Below are 19,548 nucleotides of genomic sequence, written 5' to 3' on the forward strand. Positions count from 1 at the left end.
TGCGACCTCCGGGTTATGAGCCCGACGAGCTACCTACTGCTCTACCTCGCGGTGCAAAGATACAGCTTTTTCATTACGAGGCAAGTGAATTGGGAATTTTTATTTTTTCTGTGAAAAGTGAATAAAAAAATAGTGAGACGAATCTTTGTAAAAAAGTAAATTTCGTCTACCAAAATTTCAAACGGTAGACAAATATGTCAATAAAGTATAACAAAAAAAGAGAATCACACTGTGATTCTCTTAGTTTGGTTGCGAGGACACGACTCGAACGTGCGACCTCCGGGTTATGAGCCCGACGAGCTACCTACTGCTCTACCTCGCGGTGCAAAGATACAGCTTTTTCATTACAAGGCAAAGATTATCTATCTAATTTATTTAAAAATCAAATTTTTTAGTTTTTGTAATTGAAAATCAATTGATTAAACTTTTTAACGTCTTTTAACTATAAAAATAGTTGTAGAATTGAATATTAATTCTAAATTTGTATTACTAAGTTTTTAGTGATATAAGATTGATTGTTTTTAAAAGTAAAGATTATGAATAAGTTAACGAAGGCAGAAGAGCAGGTGATGCAGTATCTTTGGCAGATAGAGAAAGGGTTTCTAAAAGACGTTTTAGAATTGTTTCCAGAGCCAAAACCGCACACCAATACCATTTCTACAATTCTTAAGATTCTGATGGAAAAAGGCTTTGTAAGTCACAAGACCTTTGGCAGACAACACGAATATTTTCCTTTGATAAGTAAAGAAAACTACAGCGGAAAATCAATTAAAAGTCTGGTGAAAAACTATTTCGAAGGTTCTTATACGAATGCTGTTTCGTTTTTGGTAGAAAAAAATGAGATCAGTGTCAAAGATCTGGAACTTTTGTTGGATGAACTTAAAAATAAGGACTAATGGAAGCTTTTATGTTTTATTTGGGCAAAATGTTCCTGTGTTCAGGAGTGATGTTTGCTTACTATTTATTATTCTTAAAGGATAAAACATTTCATCATTACAATCGTTTTTACCTTTTACTGACGGTCATTATCAGCTTGGTTCTGCCACTGATAAAGGTATCTTATTTTACGATAGAGACCAATCAGAACTTGTATCTGTTGCTAAGTCAACTCAATCAAAACCAATTACAAAACTCAACCAATGATCTCACTATTTATTCAGTTTTTTATGCAATTATTGGAGTGGTTTCAATCATTCTTTTAATTAGATTAATATTAGGAATTGCAAGAATCCAGTCTATTAAAAATCAGTTTCCAAACGAAACTATTGAAGGCATAAAATTTTATCAGACTAACTTAAACAATGCGCCTTTTTCATTTTTCAGAAACCTGTTCTGGAAGCAGTCGATTCAGTTGGATTCGGCAGTCGGACAGCAGATTTTGAAGCACGAGATGGTTCATATCCAGCAAAAACACAGTTGGGACAAACTCCTGATGCAGACTGTAAAATCTGTTTTCTGGTTCAATCCCGTGTTTTATTTTATCAACAAAGAAATCAATCTTATTCACGAATACTTGGCGGACAACAAAGCAGTGAAGAAATCCGATACGAGAGCGTTTGCGCAGATGCTTTTGGAAAGTCATTTCTCCGGATCGGTCATTCCTGTTACGAGTCCTTTTTTATCATCTAACCTCAAAAAAAGACTTAAAATGCTTACAAAAAACCAAACCAAGTACAGCTATGCACGCAAACTTTTTGCGCTACCAATTTTATTCTTTATGGTGTTTGCCTATATGGTAAATGCGAAAAATAAAGAGATCAAAGAAACTAATAAAGCTATAGAAATAGCGGTAAATGAACTGAAGCAAGATACTATTAAACCTAAAAAATCTGAGTTTGACAGTTTAGCAACGGAACACCAAAGACAGACAAAGGTTTATTCCGAAGCTCTGCAGGAAGATCATTTGAAAATGTCGGCAATCAGTAAAAAAATGGCAGATAAAAGCAAAGAATTATCTGCGCTTAAAAAAGCTAAAAAAGAGGAAACACCCGAATACAAAGCTTTAGAAAGTGATATGGAAATGCTTGCCAGCCAAATGGAAAGAATCGTAAGTTCCGATAACTATCAGAAAAATCTGAAAGGTTTGGAAGAAAGTTCAGAAGCCATTGCAAAACTTTACGATTCTCCGGCATTCAAAAAGAGAATTGCCGATGCAGAGAAAAAAGCTGCTGAAGCTGACAAATTTGTGAATTCAGCAGCCTTCAAAAAGAAAATAGCTGATGCAGAAAAACGTGCTGCTACGGCTGATAAATTAGTCAATTCTCCTGCCTTCAAAAAAAGAATTGCTGATGCAGAAAAAAGAGCTGCAGAAGCTGATAAAATGGTCAATTCTCCTGAGTTCAAAAAGAGAATTGCTGATGCAGAGAAAAGTGCTAATGAAGCTGTAGCAAAAGTTTATGATTCTCCTGAATTCAAAAAAAGACTCGAGTTTGCTCAAAAATTAGCCAAAGAAACTTCTGATAATTTTGGAAAAATCTACAGCGATGCAGATTTTCAGAAAATGATTAAAGATAGTTTTGGGAAAGACGCTTTTACGGATGGAACTGTAGCATTTGGAATCGATGGTGACAGTTTTCCTAAACTCGAAAAATTCTCTGAAAACTTTAGCTTCAATTTTTCAGATGGTGATTTTAATTCAGTCAAGTCAAATTTATCTCCAAAAGAGTTGAAAAAGCTGGAGAAAAAAAGAAAAGAACTTCAAAAGAAACAGAATGAATTGTTGGAGGAACAAAAGAAGCTTCGTAAGAAACAACAAGAGCTTAATAAAGAACTTAAAATCAGTTTTAATACAACATCTGATAATCCTAAATTCATCTATCTTAATAGTAATAAGCTAGCATCAAACGAATTCGATGCAACGATTTATATCAATGGTAAAAAAGTAGATCGATCAGAAATTCAGAAGATTAACCCTAATGATATTTCATCAATGAATGTTACCAAGACGAATGATATAAACTCCATTAGAATCATCACAAAATAACACTATTATTCATAACAATTTAGCCGGTTCGCCGGCTTTTTTATTACATTATACTATGAAAAAAACATTTTTACTATTTATTCTTTTCGGAGTTTTGGGAATGGCTCAAAACAAACGTTTCATCTACGAATATAAATTTATTCCGGATTCCACCAATGTCTCAGATGTAAAAACCGAAATGATGTTTCTGGACACTTCAAAAGATGGCTCCAAATATTACAGTTACACCGTTTTCAACTCCGATTCTACAATGAAAGTAGATTTGCAGAAACAATTAGCAGCTACTGGCTCTATTAATGTCAGATCTGATATGAGAAAAGGAGATGTAAGATATTCAGTTACCAAAACCTATCCCGATTATAAAACCAATATTCACAGAAGGCTTTCTATGGATGCTTACAGCATTTCGGAAGACCGAAAAATCAATTGGAAAATCTCATCAGAAAAAGAAAAAATAGGCGAGTGGAGTGCCCAGAAAGCTGAAGCTGATTTTGCCGGAAGACATTGGACGGCTTGGTTTTCTACAGAAATTCCAATTCAGGATGGACCTTACAAATTCCAGGGTTTGCCGGGATTGATCGTAAAAATCGAAGATAAAACAGGGTCGCATAAAATGGAACTGAGAGGCATCAAGAATATCACAGGTAATATTGATATCAATGTTTTTGAGGCAAAAGAAATTGCTGTCAATTCGAAACAATTTCAAAAAGTGATGAAGGAATACGAAAACGATCCTACAAAAGGAATCAAGCAAATGCAAATGGGCGGCGCAGTGATTGTAATGACGGGAAAAGATGGAAATACATCAAAAATTGCAAAGGAACAGGAAGAGTTGCTGAAAAATCAGATTAAAAAAGATAATAACAGGATAGAATTGGACCTTGTAAAATAAAAAAACGCCACTGAAAAGTGGCATTTTACATTTATAGAAAATTATTGTTTTTTCTTCAGTTCATCGCGGATTTCCGTTAGCAAAATATCTGTGGAAGAAGGTCCGGCTGGTGCAGCTTCTGGTTTTTTATTCACTTTGTTAGCAACTTTGATCAGCCAAAACAAAACAAATGCAATAACCAAGAAACTGATAACAGAGGAAAGAAAATTTCCATAAGTTACGCCATTCCAAGCCAAATCTTTAATGTTTTCTGCGCCAGCAGCTTTCAAAGCTGGTGTCAGCAAAAGCGGGGTGATCACATCATCAACCAATGATTTTACAATTCCGCCAAATGCACCGCCGATAATCACACCGACCGCAAGATCCACAACATTGCCTTTAAAAGCAAATTCTCTAAATTCTTTTACAAATCCCATAGTTGTATTTTTTATAGTTAGTTATAAACAAAAATATAATTTTTTTATCAAAAAACACTTCGGTTTTCATATTGTGTGGTCTATTATTGGTTAAATTTGGTCATATCTTATAATGATTAATATGAAAATCCTCACATCAAAACAAATCAAAGACTGCGACCTTACAACCATAGAGAAAGGGATTTCTTCCATCAATCTTATGGAAAAAGCAGCTAAATCATGTGTGGATTGGATCGAAATTAATTTTAAATCAACTCAGAAATTTCTGATTTTTTGCGGAACAGGAAATAATGGGGGCGATGGTTTTGCAATAGCAAGGATGCTTTATGAAAAAGGTTTTGATGTCGAAGTTTTTATTGATGATGCAAATGAGAAATATGCTTCAGATGCGAAAATTAATTTTGAAAAAATAAAAAATATTTCGGGAATTGATGTCAAGGATTTTTCTGATTTTTCAGCCATTAAAAATGAAAAAACAATTATCATAGATGCAATTTTCGGTTATGGTTTGAACATGCAGTTATCCGGAAAAGTCAAAGATATTATTGAAGAATTAAATCAACAAAGCATTCCAAAGATCTCAATTGATATTCCGACAGGATTATTTGCCGATAAATTGATTGATGAAAATTCAACAGTTTTGAAAGCAGATTTCACATTGACTTTTCAGTTTTACAAAAGAAGTTTTCTCCATCCGGAAACTGGGAAGTTTTGTGGGAAAATAACAATTTTGAATATCGGTCTAGATGAAGATTTTATAAATGAAATCGAGACGGATTATTTCATTATTGATGAAGAGTTAATCAAGGGAATTTATAATCCCAGAGAAGAATTCAGCAATAAAGGGACTTTTGGGAAAAGTATTTTGGTTGGCGGTAGCTATGGAAAAATTGGCGCCATCATGATGTCAACTTTGTCCGCTTTAAAAACCGGAAGCGGATTGACTTTTACCATCGCTCCCGAATGTGGAAATTTAATTCTTCAATCACAAGTTCCCGAAGCCATGTTCATCAATTCTGGCAAAAAATATATTGATAAAATTGAGATTCATGAAAAAGCCGTTTATGGAATTGGACCAGGTTTAGGGAAAGAAAAACAAACAATAAAAGCATTATTTGATTTCCTCGAGGTTTATAAAAATCCCATTGTTCTGGATGCTGACGCGCTTAATATTTTATCAGAAAATCATAAGGTGAATCTGATTCCGAAAAACTCTGTGATCACGCCGCATCCTTTGGAATTCGAAAGGTTATTTGGTAAAACAGATAATTCCTTTGAAAGACTGGAATTAGCAAAACAAAAAGCAGAAGAACTGCAGATATTTATCATTTTAAAGGATCATCACACTGCCATTATCACGCCTGATAAAAAAGTTTTCTACAACATCACAGGGAATTCTGGAATGGCAAAAGGCGGCAGCGGCGACGTTCTGACCGGGATTTTAACATCGTTGATTTCTCAAAAATATGACATAAAAAAAGCCTGCATTTTCGGTGTTTGGCTTCACGGAAAAGCAGGCGATTTTGCGGCTGAAGAATTCTCTAAAGAAGCAATGCTCCCAACTGATTTGATCGGGAAAATATCAGAAGTCTTTAAATATCTATCAAGCTGAAACCTTTCTACTTCGCTTCGGTGCGGTACTTTTAGCTTTCTCGGCATTCGGCTGCGAAGTTTTCATTTTCGATTTCAGCATATACAACACGCCAACTTCGGTTTCAGAAAGATTTTCGTTTTTCTTCAGAAGTTTTTTGATCTCTTTCTGAAAGTAGTTTACCGTGTGGCCATTTTTATAATGCTCAAAAATCCTGGGATCGATGTAAGAATCTCGTGCGACAGAAGGCGTGTTTCCCAATTTTTCTGATACACCAACGATGGCATTTCGGATTCGTTTTTTAAGTTCCTTTTGCTGTTTTTCTTCGCAGATTCCCAATTCGTCTAGGATTCCGGCAGCAATCATTGTTCCAGCCCAGGTGCGGAAATCTTTGGCGGAAAATTCAGCACCCATTATTTCCCGGATGTAATCGTTCAGATCCTGACTTTCTACCGTGATCAGATTATTATCTTTGTCGTAATATTTGAAAAGTCTGTAACCCGGTAATTCTTCCAGATCAGAAATTACTTTTGTCAATTTTGAATTGATAATGTGTTTTTCCTGAAATTTTCCTGATTTTCCTTTGTATGAAAAAACCATTTCGTCACCATCTATTGTCAGGTGTTTTTTTCGGATCGTCGTCAATCCGTAACTTTGATTCTGCTGTGTATATTTTGGACTTCCAGGACGGAAATATGCTGAATCCAAAAGTCTTACCATTGCTGCCAGAACTTTTTCACGTGTCATTTTTTTCTTTCTGAGATGTTGTCCGGTCACACGTCTCATGTGTTCCAGATTTTCAGCAAAGTGTAGAATTCTGTCAAACTTATCAGCATCTTTTTTTGCCCGGAATTTCGGGTTGTAGATGTACTGTTTTCTGCCTTTCTGATCCCGGCCTACTGCCAGTATTTTAGCGCTTTTATTAGTTGTGATTTCCACATCTGTCCAGGCCGGTGGAATAACCAGCGAGTTGATATAATTAATTTTTTCTTTGTCTCTCAGTTTTTCTTTTTTGCTGTCAACATAGGTAAAATTCTTTCCGGAAACTTGTCGTGTTAATTTCATGATTAAGATTTGGTAATTTGCCTAAACAATAAAAATGCCGATTTGAAATTCATAATTGATAAAAACTGAATCAAAATAACTTCTGAAATGTGGTTTTATGATTTTATTAACAATGGTTTGAACTGCTTTCTAAGTGAAAATTTCTATTTTAGCAAAAATTTTATTGATGCCAAAGACAGTTGACGATTTTAATAAAAGCAGACTCAGATCCAGTAATATTACTGTGGTCATCAGTATTTCACTGGTTTTATTCCTTGTAGGATTATTTGGATTAATATTAATCAATGCTCAGAAATATTCAGATTATATCAAGGAGCAATTGGTTGTAGAAGCTTACTTTGATGAATATCTTGATCCTCGTGATTCTGCAAAGACACTTAAGTTCCAGGAAGAAACTTTTGCAAAAATCAAAGAACAGAATTATGTGAAACAGGCACGGTATATTTCCAAAAAGCACGCAACTGTGATTGCAAAAAAGCAATTGGGTATAGACGCGGACGCACTGTTTGAAGAAGATATTTTTCCAGCTTCTGTAGAGGTTACTTTGAAGCCGGAATTTGTTGATCCTGCAAAAATTGATGGTGTGGTAACACAGCTGAAAGCTATCAATGGCGTGAAAGATGTCGCCAATGACAATCAATTAACGATTGATGTTTACAATAATCTGAATAGAATTCTAACCTGGATTCTGGCATTTTCCATCTTATTCCTAATTGTTGCAATTGTCTTAATTAATAATTCAATCAGGTTGAAAATATTCTCCAAAAGATTTATTATCAAAACCATGCAGCTCGTGGGGGCAAAAAGGAGATTCATATTAATGCCTTTTATAAAAGAAGCACTTGTTCTCGGACTGATAGGTTCACTAATTGGAATTCTGGCGCTGGGTGGACTCTGGTATTACTTTACCAGCCAGATCGGGACACCATTTGTCCAGGACACCAACCAATACGTTTTTTTGATTATCATCATTTTACTAACAGGTATTTTCATTACCGTTGCAAGTACTATCTTTGCAACCTGGAGATTCCTGCGAAGCAACGTGGATGACCTATATTATTCATAACAATGGCAAAAAAAATAAACAAATATTCTGCAGATCAGTACGGTAAAACAACTGAAACTGTTGAGAAGAAAGCTTTCTATTTCGGGAACAAAAACTTTAAATTGATGCTGATAGGGCTGGCACTTATTGTATTGGGATTTGTCCTGATGATGGGAGCAGATGCCAATACTACGCCGGATGGAAAATTCGATCCTAATTACTGGAACGAAGATATTTTCTCATTCCGAAGAATCAGATTAGCACCTATATTGGTTATTGCAGGATTTGTGATTCAGGTTTTTGCAATACTGAAAAGAAATAAATAATTTTTACACTCAAAGATTAAATGATTAAAAGATTTGAATATTAATTTGAATCTTTTAATTTTTTAGTCTTTTAATTTTTTTATCAATAAAATGGATTTAATTAAAGCGATTATTATCGCAATCATAGAAGGACTTACCGAATATTTGCCAATTTCATCCACAGCTCATATGGGATTTGCTGCAAGTCTGATGGGACTAGAAGAAACCGAATTTCTTAAAATGTTTCAGGTTTCTATTCAATTCGGGGCAATACTTTCTGTGGTGGTCGCTTATGGTAAAAAATTCTTTGATTTCAGCAATCTTCAGTTTTATTACAAACTAGCTTTTGCGGTTTTACCAGCTTTGATCATTGGTTTTTTTCTTGATGATGCTATCGAATCCGTTCTCGGAAACCAGATTGCTATTTCAGCAGTTTTGGTTTTAGGCGGAGTTGTTTTGTTGTTTGCAGACAATTGGTTCAAGAATCCTGTGATCCACGATGAGAAAGAAATCACCATCAAAAAAGCATTGACAATCGGTTTCTGGCAGTGTCTGGCAATGATGCCGGGAACGAGTAGAAGTGCGGCTTCCATCATTGGCGGAATGACGCAGGGATTATCCAGAAGGGCAGCAGCAGAATTCTCATTTTTCCTTGCAGTTCCTACAATGCTTGCGGTGACGCTTTATTCTGTTTTTGTAAAAACCTGGGGCAAAGAAACTCCAAATCCTCAGAAAGGTTATGAGATGATCTTGGAATCTCAGGATCATATTTTGATTTTCATAGTTGGGAACATTGTAGCATTTGTAGTAGCTTGGATTGCAATCAAATCGTTTATCAGCCTATTAAATAAATACGGTTTCAAACCTTGGGGGTGGTATAGAATCGTTGTTGGAATTGGATTGTTAATTTATTTTTATTATTTCAAATAAAATAATTTGGGCAGCTGTTTCCGTCTTCCGTTCCCAAACCTAGCGAAGTGGTTCGACGAAGTCAATCTTTTTTGCCTTTGCTTTCCAACTGCAAAAAAGGATTTCCACTCAAGCCGGGCTGCATAAGATTCTCTGTTTTAAAAATGAGAATCGATTTCTGAAAACTAACAATTAAAATAAAAATGACAGCAGAAGAATTACAATCCGGAAAAATATTTCTACTAGACAAACCTTTGGATTGGACATCGTTTCAGGCTGTCAATAAGTTGAAATACAAACTCAAAAGAGAATTCAAAGAATTACCGAAGAAATTTAAAATTGGCCACGCAGGAACTTTGGATCCGAGAGCAACAGGATTGTTAATCGTTTGTACCGGAAAATTCACAAAGAGAATTCCTGAGATTCAGGATGCTCCAAAGGAATATTGGACAGAAATAAAAATCGGTGTCCAGACAGAATCTTACGATACAGAAAAACCTGAAATCCTTCAAACGGACTATTCGCACATTACAGAAGAATTAATTCAAGAGACTTTAGCAAAATTCATTGGAGAGATTGACCAGAAACCACCCGTTTTTTCAGCCTTGAAAGTAGATGGAAAACGCGCTTACGATCTCGCAAGAGCAGGAACCGAAGTGGAAATGAAATCCAGAAAAACAACCATTCATTATCTGAATAATATAGAAATTAATTTGCCTTTCGTTTCTTTTACGGTTGGCTGCAGCAAAGGAACTTATATTAGAAGTCTGGCGCACGACATTGGTCAAGATCTTAGTGTTGGCGCCTATCTTACGCAATTGCGCAGGACAAAAATTGGTGATTATTCTGTGCTGGATGCAAAGCCGGAATATCTGGAAAATGAATTTAGTTTCGAAGACTATAAAAGTATTTAAAATTGGAAAAAATTAGAATCAATAAATATTTATCAGAAGTCGGGTTTTGCTCCAGAAGAGCAGCAGATAAGCTGTTGGAAGAAGGCAGAATTACCATCAATGGCGTGGTTCCGGAAATGGGGACCAAAGTTTCTGATGATGATGAAATTTTCGTGGATGGTAAAACAATCAGAAAACCAAAAGATGAAGACTTTGTTTACATTGCTTTCAACAAACCTGTCGGAATCGTGTGCACAACGGATATAAAACGCGAAAAGAATAATATTATAGAATACATTAACCATCCAAAACGTATTTTTCCAATCGGAAGATTGGACAAGCCTAGTGAAGGATTGATTCTGCTGACATCTGATGGTGACATTGTTAACAAAATACTTAGAGCGAGAAATAACCACGAGAAAGAATATTTCGTGAGAGTCAACAAACCGATTACCGAAAAATTTCTTGATAAAATGAGAAATGGTGTTCCGATACTTGACACTATCACAAAAAAATGTGAAGTTGAAAAAATAGATACAATGAATTTCCGGATCGTATTGACACAGGGTCTCAACCGCCAAATCCGAAGAATGTGCGAGCATCTGGATTACGAAGTAAAGAAACTGAAAAGGGTGCGTATCATGAACATCAAACTCGATCTGCCTGTCGGGAAATGGCGAGATTTAACCATCGAAGAAATGACTGAACTTAACGGTTTGTTGGAAGACTCCAGCAAAACTTTTGATTAATAAATAAAAAGACCTGCTAATAAATCAACAGGTCTTTCTTATTATCAATTATTAAATTTAGGGTAATAAAACTTGGTCTATGAAATGAACGACACCATTTGTTGCCATAATATCTGTGGCAATGATATTGGAAGCAGTTGTGTTGCTGTTACCTTTTACTTTAGCACCTCCGGAAAGTGTTACAGTTACTTTTCCGCCATTTAAAGTTGTTGGCATTGCACCTTCAGTAAGATCGGATGAAAATACTCTTGCTGCAATCACGTGATATGTCAGGATACCTGCCAAAGTATTTGGATTAGCAGCCTGAATAGATGCTATTGAAGTAAAGCCTGCATTGATGAAAGCCTGATTGGTTGGAGCAAATACAGTCAAACCGGTGGTAGTAGACAATACAGATGCCACATTGGTGCTTCCTTCGCTCGCTCTCACTACGGCAGCAACCAGAAAAGTAAGATTAGCATTACCTTGTGCAACCTGTACAATATTGCCTGCAGGCGGCATAAGAACTTTGTTGATCACATGTACCACACCATTGGAAGCGTTTACATCCGCAGTAGTTACCATTGCACCGTTGACATAAACACCTTTCGTGTTTTTTGTAACATAAGCTTTTGAATTGCTGGCTGTGCTAAGTTCGGTGGTTCCGGTCGGGATGTTGGCCGCCGGATATCTTTGAGAAAACAGGTGATAAAGAAGAATGTTTTTCAAGGTTTCCACCGGTACTGCATTGATTGCAGCCTCTGTTCCCAATCCTGCGGAAGCAAAAGCCTCATTTGTAGGAGCGAAAACAGTAAAAGTCCCATTAGCGGAAAGTGTTTCGGCAAGTCCAGCCCTTATTACAGCTGTTTTTAATAAGGAAAGATTTGCATTTTCGCTCACAAGTGTTGTGATGGTTTTGCTGCTTTCCACTGGCATGTCATCATTATTGTCGTCGCACGAGAATACAATGAACGAAAGGACAAAAAGTCCAAGAAGTAATTTTAAATAATTTTTCATAAGTATAAATTTTGAATAGGTTAAATTAGTACTTAAATGTATTAAATAATTTAAATTGGTACACAAATATACTAATTCAAAAATTTTGCCAATTTTGATAACTTATACTAATTTTAGTTATTTATAAAATTTTTGTAGAGCTTGATTTAATTTAAATACATTTTTAATTAATGTATAGTCTCATTTTTTCTTTATACTCAGGTTTTAGTTTCAGGAACTTCCAAATCTTTTTATCTTCCGGGTTTGTGATTCTATAATATATAATTTTGTCTGCAGAAAATCGGAAATATGGATGTTTTTTCAGCCAATCTTCGGGTGCATTTGCAAGCGAGTATTTTGCAACACTAGAATTGTCCAATTTGGCAATATAAATTAGTTTTTCTCCCAGACTTCTGTCTATCTCGTAAGTTTCCAACAGTTGATTTTTATTAATAAAACCACCGAGCTTTTTCCTGAAAGCTAATATTCCTGCTGCATCTTTTTCCGTAAATCCAAATTCTCTCAGTTGTTTGAAATTAATTTCATTAAGATTGATTTTTGCATAATCTGTTTTCTCTACAGCATCATATTTGTCTTCTGTCGATTTTGATTTTTCCGGAGCTTTCAATCTGATCCAAGGTTTCATTTCCTGGAATTTTTCTTCAGAAATCACAAAACATTTTTCAATATCCTGTAAAGATTTGAAACTGCCTCGAAGATTTTTGTCCCGATAATTGACGATCACGTTCGCCTGTTTTTCAGAAAACCCCAAAGCTTGCCATTGCTCAGGATTCAATTCATTCGGATCAAAATATTGGCTGATTTTTACGACTTCTTTTTCTTTCTTTTTCTCAAATTTATTAGCCAGATTTTCCGGTGTTTTGGCTGGTAATATTAAGAAAGGTGACATCTGATCAAATTGCTCATCGTTGATCATAAAACATTCTTTCAGTTTTTCTTTGCTAATGAAACTTCCGCCGAGATAATTTTTGTATTTCAATATAGCAGCAGCTTGTTTTTCAGAAAAACCAAGATTTTCCCAATCTTTTTGAGAATACAAATCAGGATTGAATTTTCCTTTGATATTCAGCTTTTTCTTTTCAAAACTGCTATAGGTAAAGTTCTGCTTTTTGGCTTGTGCCTTGGTTTCGGGAAGCAGAATGTACTTCTCCAAAGATTGGAATTTCTCATCGGAAATTGCGTAGCATTTTTTGATTTGCTCTTTGGAAGAGAAATTCCCGCCAACTATTTTTTTATATTTTAAAATTGTTTTGACCTGCTTTTCCGAGAAACCAAGATTTTTCCATTGGCTTGCGTCAAGGTCATTAGGATTAAATTCAGTAAGAATAATGTCTGGTTTTGATTCCGAAACAAAAGTGATGACAGGTCTTTCGTAATGCTGATTTTTCTTGTAGAGCGAAAATGCAAATTGTGAAAAAATAATAAGAATTCCGAAAATAACGAGGCTGAAAATCTGCCTTTTCCGCATCTGGAAAGGTAATTTATGATTCATCTTTGTGTTTTAACCAAAGTTAAATAAAATGAATCAAATAACTAATAATAGGATAAAAAAAATTTTTACTAGTCGTTAAGCGAATTTTTCAGCTTCAGAAGTTCTGCTTTTATGAATTCTAATCTGTCAATAATGGTTATGGTTTCGGAGATTTTTGAGTTGGTTGTCAATGCAACTCTAGCGCCGTCCAGCGTGTAACCTTTTTCTTTTACAAGGTGATAGATGATTTTCAGATTCTCAATATCAGAAGGTGTGAAGTATCGGTTTCCCTTCTTGTTTTTCTTCGGTTTGATGATAGGGAATTCCTGCTCCCAATACCGGATAAGTGAAGTGTTCACGTCGAATGCTTTCGCAACTTCGCCAATAGAATAATAGAGTTTGTCCGGAAGATTGAGTTTCATTTATCAATTAATTAGTAAAAAACAAAGTTATGTAAATTAAATAAAAACAAATAATGAACATTACATTTTGCGGTATTACAAATCATAATTGGTAAATGCTATAAAATCATTTAACAATATTTGTTTATTGGTATTTATTTTATGTTTAAAATTTATTATAATTCAGTTTATTAAGAAAAAAATATTTTAATAATGCGTTTTTATTTTATATTTGTCAATTATTTTTGAATATTGATTAATTTTTATGGAAACGTATGAATATCTCTGAAGCAAAAGAAATGATTCTGTCAGCTGTAGAAAATAATTTGGAAATCTGGGCAGATTTAGGATGCGGAGTTGGGCTTTTTACTCTTGCCTTGGCGGAGATTCTTAAGGAAGGAAGTTCGGTTTATGCGGTAGACAAGTCTGTGCAGAGCTTTCCTGCAAAAAATTCGGAAGTTCGCTTGTTTTTTAAGGAAGGAGATTTTTCTGAATCTTTGGAATTGCCATTATTAGATGGGATTTTGATGGCCAATTCTTTTCATTTTATTAAAAATAAAAAACAACTTATCCGGCACTTGGAAGCCTATTTCAAAAATACTAAGAAATGGATAATTGTGGAGTATGATAATTCTGTAGCCAATCAATGGGAACCATATCCAATTCCTTTTGAAGAATTGAAACTCTTATTTATCGAAATGGGATATTCAAATATCGAAAAAATTGGTGAAAGAAAATCAAAGTTTGGCGGAATGATGTATGCTGCAAAAATATCATAGCACAATTGGATAGAAGATACATTGATTTGATTAAAATATTATTGGTTTTTGAGTACAACAGATCATATGAAAAGCAACTACAATAAAATTGCCGGACACGATACAGGGAGGATTATAGCCATAAGCGATGCTGTTTTTGGAGTCGCAATGACGCTTTTGGTTCTGGAAATAAAAGTTCCTGAACTGGAAGGAAATGAGAAGGAACTCGCTTTAGCTTTTTTAGGGCTGCTACCGAAATTTCTGGTTTACTTCCTAAGCTTTATGACGGCCGGGATCTTTTGGATGGGGCAAGCCGCTCAATTTGAATACATTAAAAAAAGTGACCGAAACCTGAACTGGATCAATCTGATTTTTCTACTGTTTGTTTCTGTTTTGCCTTTTACGACTGCCTTTTTAGGAGATTACATCAACTATAATTTTGCAATTGGAATTTATTGGCTGAATCTTTTTTTACTGGGTATTATGCTTTACATCAATTGGAATTATGTTACCAAGCACAATTTTGTTTCGGATGAAGACAAAGAAGAAGTATCAGATGGCATCAAAAGAAGAATTATTAATTCTCAAACTCTCTATTTCATAGGAGCATTGCTTTGCTTCATCAATTCCTATTTGGCAATATCTGTAATAATTGCCATCCAGCTCAATTATGCTTTTGCATTTTTCAGAGGTAGGCAAAAATAAAGTTGATTTCATCAAAGAAATTCATGAGACACTGAACGAGTTATTTCAAAAATTTTAAAAAAAACATTGATTATGAATAAATATCAAAACCTACTGGATACCCAGAAAGAATTTTTCTACACAGACAACACCAAGACTTTTGAGTGGCGGATGGACCAGCTGGACCGAATGGAAAAAATGCTGAAAGAAAATCAGGACGATTTTTGTCAAGCTTTAAAAATTGATTTTAACAAGCCTCCTTTTGAACAATTATTTGAAATAACGGTTCCGCTAGGGAATGTAAAATATTACAAGGAAAACCTGAAAAAATTGATGACACCTGAACCGGTAGAAATACCGAAAGGATTGGAAGCTACCGGAAACTCAGGTATGATTTACAAAGAACCATTTGGTCCAACTTTAGTAATCGGACCTTTCAATGCACCTATTTTGTTGTTGCTAGATCCTGCAATTGCAGCTTTGGCTGCAGGAAATCCGGTTATCTTGAAGCCTGCAAACACAACTACGTCTGTCGCTGCTCTTTTCCAAAAACTGATTCCTCAATACTTTGAGCCGGAAGCGGTTAACATCGTTACGGGTGGAAGAGAAGAAATTTCAGCCTTGCTTGAGTTGCCTTTTGATTTCATATTTTTTACAGGAAGTTCAAATGTTGGAAAGGTTGTGATGCGTGCTGCAGCAGAAAATCTAACGCCTGTAATTTTAGAATTGGGAGGACAAAATCCTACTGTAGTAGATGAAACGGCAAACTTGGATATAGCGGTTGACAGAATCGCCTGGGGGCATAATGCCATTTCAGGTCAATGGTGTATCGCTCCGGGATATGTTTATGTCCACGAAAGTATTGCCGATGAATTTATTGAAAAACTAAAAACTTCCATCAAAAAGATGTATGGCGAAGATCCACAGCAAAGTACGGACTTGGCAAGGATGATTAGCGAGCACGATGCTGAACGCGTGGCTTCCTACATCATTCCTGAAAAAGTAGTTATCGGAGGAAGATATGATATTAAGGCCCGATATGTAGAGCCAACTGTTTTATATCCAAGTACTTGGGAAGATCCAGCTTTGCAACAGGAAATTTTTGGTCCTGTACTACCTGTAATGGTTTATTCAGATTTAAAAGAAATCGCAAATACCATTAAAAGGAAACCCAAATCCCTTGCAGCCTACATCTTCAGTAAAAATCAAGAAAACATTGATTATTTCCTGAATTCAGTTTCATTTGGTGGAGGTTGTGTCAATCAAACCAATCTTCATTGCTGGATAGACAGCCTTCCTTTTGGCGGTGTTGGCTATGCTGGAATGGGAAAATATTATGGCAAGGCCGGCTTCGATGCATTAAGCAATACGAAAGCAATGCTTATCGGGAATCCCGATTTGGAATTGGATGTTTTTCCGCCTTATGAAGGAAAAGATATTGGTAAAGCACTAAGTCTATTTAATTAAAACAAAAAATATCAATTATGCTTATAACAAACGTAATCAGAATTAAACCTTTTAAAAACAAAGAAGAGGAAACCCTGGATTGGATGCAAAAGATGGCTGTAAAAGCATCCGAAATGAACGGCTATATTAAAACCGAGATTGTAGAAACCAACAGACGAGTGGCTGAAAAAGAGTTTTTAACAATCTTACAGTTCGACAAAAAGGAAAACCTTGAAGCTTGGGAAAATAATCCCAACAGAAAAGAACAGATGGAATGGGTAATCAATAACCTTGCGGAAATCAATAATGTTGACTTTTTTGAAGATATGGGCTTCTGGGAAGAAAACAAAGCTGAACAGCATCCTAATAGATTTAAAGTATATCTTCTTGCTGTGACTGTAATATTTACATTGATAAGTACGCTTGCGCAACACGTTCTAATGCCGTTGGGGAAATTCCTGGGAACACCACCTACGTTGATCGTACTTTTGAATGTCGCAACATTGGTAGCGCTAGTCAGCTTTGTAATTATGCCCTTTTTGGTTAAGAAATTATTCAAATATTTAGTGTAAAAAAACTTCACGAAAAAAAAGATGAAAAAAATACTATTTTTTGCATTGATGATTTTTGGGGGAATCATTTCTATAAATGCACAAGAACAAGATGCAACACCTGCTCCGCCACCACCGCCACCAGCCATTCCTATAGAATTTTTGCCGGGATCTGACAGGTTTTATTTCCAGGCTATAATTTCGAGGGATATTCCTCAAACGAATGGCAAGCTTCGATTTATATCTGTAACCAATTATGCAACAGAATATAAAAATGAAAATGCAAAAGACAATGATTTTACTTCAGTAAATATCATCAGCTATAAGATTGGAAAACACATTGGAGTCGGACCTTCAGCTGCAAATGTAGCTGGATTAGGCTGGATACCGAGTGTAGGATTTCAGTTTGGATGGAGGAAACCTTCGTGGTCTTTGATTTTCAACCCGGCAATCAGTATTAATAAAAATACCAATACGAATAATGTATTGGTTGCCGAATACTTCCCGGCAATTTCAAAGAATCACAACTGGCGACTGTATACACGTTTTCAGGCACTTTATATCCACGATATGAAAAATGATGCACATTCACGCAGTCAGTACTTTGGAAGGTTAGGCATTTCTTATAAGCAATTTACAATTGGTGGCGCCGTGAACTATGATTACTATGGAGCGACCAAGAGGGAGAAGCGCAACTTTGGACCTTTTGTAAGAGTGACCTTGTAATAATAGACGAGGCAAATTTCAATTGAAAAAATATTTAGAAAACAAAAATGGTCAGAATTTATTTTAAGAAAACAAAAATTTACACTTTTATGGTAGTCATTATTTTATTAATGACTTCTTGTTCACACAGAATGGTTGGAACCTGGACTGTACAACGTTACGAAACCACAACACCGGGTCAGCAGACTGTATCTTTATATAATATCGGAACAATACAGTTCGAAGAAAAAGGAAAAGGAGAGAAAAATCTTAACTACACCGTTTTAGGAGTTACTCGTGATGATAAATTACCATTCCAATGGAGCTGGAGCGAAGGAAAGTTCATCTCCATAGAAAGTCAAAATTCTGATATTTCTAAAACCTGGATCCTTATGGAAAATAAAAAACGTTTTCAAAAATGGAAATCTACAGATGGAACAAATAACGTTCAGATTTTAGAGCTCAAAAAAATAATTCATTTGTAAAAGTATTCAAAGTCAGCCAAATCATTGATATTTTGCTGCTAGTATTTTAGAAAGTATGCATTATCATCATAATTTCAGAACCACATTAATAAACAGAAAGGATAGACTATTGATATTGATTATCAAAACTGTTCTATTTCTTTATGTTTTTTTGAATACCGGAAAAGCTTATTCTCAGGAAATTGCTGATAAACAACTGAAAATAAGTGGTTTTGCAGAGATATACTATCAATGTGATTTCAATAACCCGGAGAATAATTCCCGACCCGGATTCATTTACAGTCATAACCGAAACAACGAAGTCGATGTCAATCTAGCTTTTATCAAAGCGAGTTATGAAACTGATGTAATCAGAGCAAATATTGCACTTGCTACAGGAACTTATATGAATGCGAACTACGCAGCAGAGTCGGGTGTTCTGAAGAATATTTATGAAGCCAATGTTGGTTTTAAAATTTCAAAGAGTAAAAATCTGTGGATTGATGCAGGTATTTTCCCATCTCATATCGGATTTGAAAGTGCTGTAGGAAAGGATAATTGGACACTTACCAGGAGCATTGCTGCTGAAAATTCACCCTATTTTGAAACAGGGGCTAAGATAACATACACCAGTAAAAACAAAAAATGGTTTATGAGTGGCTTATTTTTAAATGGCTGGCAAAGAATCCAACGTCCTGACGGAAATAGCACGCCAGCTTTTGGGCATCAAATCATTTTTACTCCGAATGAAAAGCTGACAATTAACAGCAGTTCGTTTATTGGAAATGACAAAGCCGACAGCATTCGTCAAATGCGTTATTTCCATAATTTATATGCTATATATCAAATAAGTAATAAGATTGGAGTTCGGGTAGGCTTTGATATTGGAGCAGAACAAAAACAAAAAGAAAGCAGCAACTATAACACCTGGTTTACTCCAGTTGTGATTGCAAAATATTCTATTTCTGAAAAGTTCAGTATGGCGGTTCGTGGAGAATATTATCAGGACAAAAAAGGAGTAATAATTGCTACGGAAACCGAAAATGGCTTCAGAACTTTCGGATATTCTTTAAACGCAGATTATCATATACTTCCCAATTTGGTCTGGAGAACTGAAGTGCGGAATTTAAATAGTAAAGACCCTATTTTTATAAATCGAAATAGTGATTTAAGGCAAAATAGTTTTACGGCAACTACGTCTCTTGCGGTAGATTTTTGATGGTA

At 35.3% G+C, this 19,548-nt stretch carries 21 protein-coding genes and 1 tRNA gene; 16 read left to right on the top strand and 6 right to left on the bottom strand.

Annotated elements, in window-relative coordinates:
- Window positions 1-246: 246 nt before the first annotated feature.
- Window positions 247-322 (bottom strand) — tRNA-Met (locus tag OPU68_RS02255).
- Between the two features lie 214 nt (window positions 323-536).
- Here OPU68_RS02255 and OPU68_RS02260 point away from each other — a divergent pair.
- The 3 genes from OPU68_RS02260 to OPU68_RS02270 are packed head-to-tail and all read left to right on the top strand — an operon-like array spanning window position 537 to window position 3,875.
- A complete protein-coding gene (locus OPU68_RS02260) occupies window positions 537-896 on the top strand; it encodes a BlaI/MecI/CopY family transcriptional regulator (protein WP_498472341.1) in 360 nt (119 codons plus the stop codon).
- The gene (locus tag OPU68_RS02265) at window positions 896-2,983 is read left to right on the top strand and encodes a M56 family metallopeptidase (protein ID WP_498472342.1); all 2,088 of its coding nucleotides are present in this window, start codon (window positions 896-898) and stop codon (window positions 2,981-2,983) included. The genes OPU68_RS02260 and OPU68_RS02265 overlap by 1 nt, the downstream gene beginning before the upstream one ends.
- A gap of 55 nt (window positions 2,984-3,038) precedes the next feature.
- Entirely contained in the window at window positions 3,039-3,875 is an 837-nt protein-coding gene (locus tag OPU68_RS02270) for a GLPGLI family protein (protein ID WP_498472343.1), read from the top strand.
- Between the two features lie 41 nt (window positions 3,876-3,916).
- Here OPU68_RS02270 and mscL read toward each other — a convergent pair whose 3' ends face one another.
- The gene (gene mscL, locus OPU68_RS02275) at window positions 3,917-4,291 is read right to left on the bottom strand and encodes a large conductance mechanosensitive channel protein MscL (protein ID WP_498472344.1); all 375 of its coding nucleotides are present in this window, start codon (window positions 4,289-4,291) and stop codon (window positions 3,917-3,919) included.
- 121 nt (window positions 4,292-4,412) lie between these two features.
- Here mscL and OPU68_RS02280 point away from each other — a divergent pair, with 121 nt between their 5' ends.
- On the top strand, window positions 4,413-5,903 hold the full coding sequence (locus OPU68_RS02280) for an NAD(P)H-hydrate dehydratase (RefSeq protein ID WP_498472345.1): 1,491 nt from the start codon (window positions 4,413-4,415) through the stop codon (window positions 5,901-5,903).
- On the opposite strand, the gene OPU68_RS02285 is transcribed toward OPU68_RS02280, so the two are convergent.
- Complete coding sequence (locus OPU68_RS02285; RefSeq protein WP_498472346.1) at window positions 5,895-6,947, bottom strand: DNA topoisomerase IB; 1,053 nt, start codon at window positions 6,945-6,947, stop codon at window positions 5,895-5,897. The genes OPU68_RS02280 and OPU68_RS02285 overlap by 9 nt on opposite strands.
- 166 nt (window positions 6,948-7,113) lie before the next feature.
- On the opposite strand from OPU68_RS02285, the gene OPU68_RS02290 reads away from it, so the two are divergent.
- The 5 genes from OPU68_RS02290 to rluF all read left to right on the top strand — a co-directional run bounded on the left by OPU68_RS02290 (window position 7,114) and on the right by rluF (window position 10,848).
- Window positions 7,114-8,013 (top strand): cell division protein FtsX, encoded by a 900-nt coding sequence (locus OPU68_RS02290; protein ID WP_498472347.1) that lies wholly within the window; start codon window positions 7,114-7,116, stop codon window positions 8,011-8,013.
- A gap of 2 nt (window positions 8,014-8,015) precedes the next feature.
- Complete coding sequence (locus OPU68_RS02295) at window positions 8,016-8,318, top strand: DUF3098 domain-containing protein (protein WP_498472348.1); 303 nt, start codon at window positions 8,016-8,018, stop codon at window positions 8,316-8,318.
- A gap of 90 nt (window positions 8,319-8,408) precedes the next feature.
- A complete protein-coding gene (locus tag OPU68_RS02300) occupies window positions 8,409-9,227 on the top strand; it encodes an undecaprenyl-diphosphate phosphatase (RefSeq protein WP_498472349.1) in 819 nt (272 codons plus the stop codon).
- Between the two features lie 182 nt (window positions 9,228-9,409).
- Window positions 9,410-10,120, top strand: a complete 711-nt coding sequence (truB, locus tag OPU68_RS02305) for a tRNA pseudouridine(55) synthase TruB (protein ID WP_498472350.1) — start codon at window positions 9,410-9,412, stop codon at window positions 10,118-10,120.
- A gap of 2 nt (window positions 10,121-10,122) precedes the next feature.
- A complete protein-coding gene (gene rluF / locus OPU68_RS02310) occupies window positions 10,123-10,848 on the top strand; it encodes a 23S rRNA pseudouridine(2604) synthase RluF (protein WP_498472351.1) in 726 nt (241 codons plus the stop codon).
- Between the two features lie 57 nt (window positions 10,849-10,905).
- On the opposite strand, the gene OPU68_RS02315 is transcribed toward rluF, so the two are convergent.
- The 3 genes from OPU68_RS02315 to OPU68_RS02325 all read right to left on the bottom strand — a co-directional run bounded on the left by OPU68_RS02315 (window position 10,906) and on the right by OPU68_RS02325 (window position 13,737).
- Complete coding sequence (locus tag OPU68_RS02315) at window positions 10,906-11,844, bottom strand: fasciclin domain-containing protein (protein WP_498472352.1); 939 nt, start codon at window positions 11,842-11,844, stop codon at window positions 10,906-10,908.
- 163 nt (window positions 11,845-12,007) lie between these two features.
- On the bottom strand, window positions 12,008-13,336 hold the full coding sequence (locus OPU68_RS02320) for a helix-hairpin-helix domain-containing protein (protein WP_498472353.1): 1,329 nt from the start codon (window positions 13,334-13,336) through the stop codon (window positions 12,008-12,010).
- 68 nt (window positions 13,337-13,404) lie between these two features.
- Window positions 13,405-13,737, bottom strand: coding sequence for a MerR family transcriptional regulator (locus OPU68_RS02325; protein WP_063970903.1), 333 nt, complete (start codon window positions 13,735-13,737; stop codon window positions 13,405-13,407).
- A 254-nt stretch (window positions 13,738-13,991) separates the two neighbouring features.
- Here OPU68_RS02325 and OPU68_RS02330 point away from each other — a divergent pair, with 254 nt between their 5' ends.
- The 7 genes from OPU68_RS02330 to OPU68_RS02360 all read left to right on the top strand — a co-directional run bounded on the left by OPU68_RS02330 (window position 13,992) and on the right by OPU68_RS02360 (window position 19,543).
- A complete protein-coding gene (locus tag OPU68_RS02330) occupies window positions 13,992-14,495 on the top strand; it encodes a class I SAM-dependent methyltransferase (RefSeq protein WP_498472354.1) in 504 nt (167 codons plus the stop codon).
- Between the two features lie 66 nt (window positions 14,496-14,561).
- The gene (locus tag OPU68_RS02335) at window positions 14,562-15,179 is read left to right on the top strand and encodes a TMEM175 family protein (RefSeq protein WP_498472355.1); all 618 of its coding nucleotides are present in this window, start codon (window positions 14,562-14,564) and stop codon (window positions 15,177-15,179) included.
- Window positions 15,180-15,251: 72 nt separating this feature from the next.
- Window positions 15,252-16,625: an aldehyde dehydrogenase family protein gene (locus OPU68_RS02340; protein WP_498472356.1), complete on the top strand. Its 1,374-nt coding sequence runs from the start codon at window positions 15,252-15,254 to the stop codon at window positions 16,623-16,625.
- A 17-nt stretch (window positions 16,626-16,642) separates the two neighbouring features.
- Window positions 16,643-17,176: a putative antibiotic biosynthesis monooxygenase gene (locus tag OPU68_RS02345; RefSeq protein ID WP_498472357.1), complete on the top strand. Its 534-nt coding sequence runs from the start codon at window positions 16,643-16,645 to the stop codon at window positions 17,174-17,176.
- A 21-nt stretch (window positions 17,177-17,197) separates the two neighbouring features.
- The gene (locus OPU68_RS02350; protein WP_498472358.1) at window positions 17,198-17,881 is read left to right on the top strand and encodes a hypothetical protein; all 684 of its coding nucleotides are present in this window, start codon (window positions 17,198-17,200) and stop codon (window positions 17,879-17,881) included.
- A gap of 89 nt (window positions 17,882-17,970) precedes the next feature.
- Entirely contained in the window at window positions 17,971-18,345 is a 375-nt protein-coding gene (locus tag OPU68_RS02355) for a hypothetical protein (protein WP_498472359.1), read from the top strand.
- A gap of 55 nt (window positions 18,346-18,400) precedes the next feature.
- Window positions 18,401-19,543: a porin gene (locus OPU68_RS02360; RefSeq protein ID WP_498472360.1), complete on the top strand. Its 1,143-nt coding sequence runs from the start codon at window positions 18,401-18,403 to the stop codon at window positions 19,541-19,543.
- Window positions 19,544-19,548: the final 5 nt, after the last annotated feature.

The sequence above is a fragment of the Chryseobacterium sp. TB1-D10 genome (genome assembly GCF_059803555.1).

Excerpts from the sequence above, each read along its gene's own strand:
- OPU68_RS02355 (WP_498472359.1), top strand. The coding sequence starts at position 17,971 with ATGGTAGTCATTATTTTATTAATGACTTCTTGTTCACACAGAATGGTT.
- OPU68_RS02350 (WP_498472358.1), top strand. The coding sequence starts at position 17,198 with ATGAAAAAAATACTATTTTTTGCATTGATGATTTTTGGGGGAATCATT.
- OPU68_RS02290 (WP_498472347.1), top strand. The coding sequence starts at position 7,114 with ATGCCAAAGACAGTTGACGATTTTAATAAAAGCAGACTCAGATCCAGT.
- truB (WP_498472350.1), top strand. The coding sequence starts at position 9,410 with ATGACAGCAGAAGAATTACAATCCGGAAAAATATTTCTACTAGACAAA.
- OPU68_RS02295 (WP_498472348.1), top strand. The coding sequence starts at position 8,016 with ATGGCAAAAAAAATAAACAAATATTCTGCAGATCAGTACGGTAAAACA.
- OPU68_RS02260 (WP_498472341.1), top strand. The coding sequence starts at position 537 with ATGAATAAGTTAACGAAGGCAGAAGAGCAGGTGATGCAGTATCTTTGG.
- OPU68_RS02315 (WP_498472352.1), bottom strand. The coding sequence starts at position 11,844 with ATGAAAAATTATTTAAAATTACTTCTTGGACTTTTTGTCCTTTCGTTC.
- OPU68_RS02265 (WP_498472342.1), top strand. The coding sequence starts at position 896 with ATGGAAGCTTTTATGTTTTATTTGGGCAAAATGTTCCTGTGTTCAGGA.
- OPU68_RS02320 (WP_498472353.1), bottom strand. The coding sequence starts at position 13,336 with ATGAATCATAAATTACCTTTCCAGATGCGGAAAAGGCAGATTTTCAGC.
- OPU68_RS02280 (WP_498472345.1), top strand. The coding sequence starts at position 4,413 with ATGAAAATCCTCACATCAAAACAAATCAAAGACTGCGACCTTACAACC.
- OPU68_RS02340 (WP_498472356.1), top strand. The coding sequence starts at position 15,252 with ATGAATAAATATCAAAACCTACTGGATACCCAGAAAGAATTTTTCTAC.
- OPU68_RS02345 (WP_498472357.1), top strand. The coding sequence starts at position 16,643 with ATGCTTATAACAAACGTAATCAGAATTAAACCTTTTAAAAACAAAGAA.
- OPU68_RS02335 (WP_498472355.1), top strand. The coding sequence starts at position 14,562 with ATGAAAAGCAACTACAATAAAATTGCCGGACACGATACAGGGAGGATT.
- OPU68_RS02270 (WP_498472343.1), top strand. The coding sequence starts at position 3,039 with ATGAAAAAAACATTTTTACTATTTATTCTTTTCGGAGTTTTGGGAATG.
- OPU68_RS02285 (WP_498472346.1), bottom strand. The coding sequence starts at position 6,947 with ATGAAATTAACACGACAAGTTTCCGGAAAGAATTTTACCTATGTTGAC.
- OPU68_RS02360 (WP_498472360.1), top strand. The coding sequence starts at position 18,401 with ATGCATTATCATCATAATTTCAGAACCACATTAATAAACAGAAAGGAT.
- OPU68_RS02325 (WP_063970903.1), bottom strand. The coding sequence starts at position 13,737 with ATGAAACTCAATCTTCCGGACAAACTCTATTATTCTATTGGCGAAGTT.
- mscL (WP_498472344.1), bottom strand. The coding sequence starts at position 4,291 with ATGGGATTTGTAAAAGAATTTAGAGAATTTGCTTTTAAAGGCAATGTT.
- OPU68_RS02300 (WP_498472349.1), top strand. The coding sequence starts at position 8,409 with ATGGATTTAATTAAAGCGATTATTATCGCAATCATAGAAGGACTTACC.
- OPU68_RS02330 (WP_498472354.1), top strand. The coding sequence starts at position 13,992 with ATGAATATCTCTGAAGCAAAAGAAATGATTCTGTCAGCTGTAGAAAAT.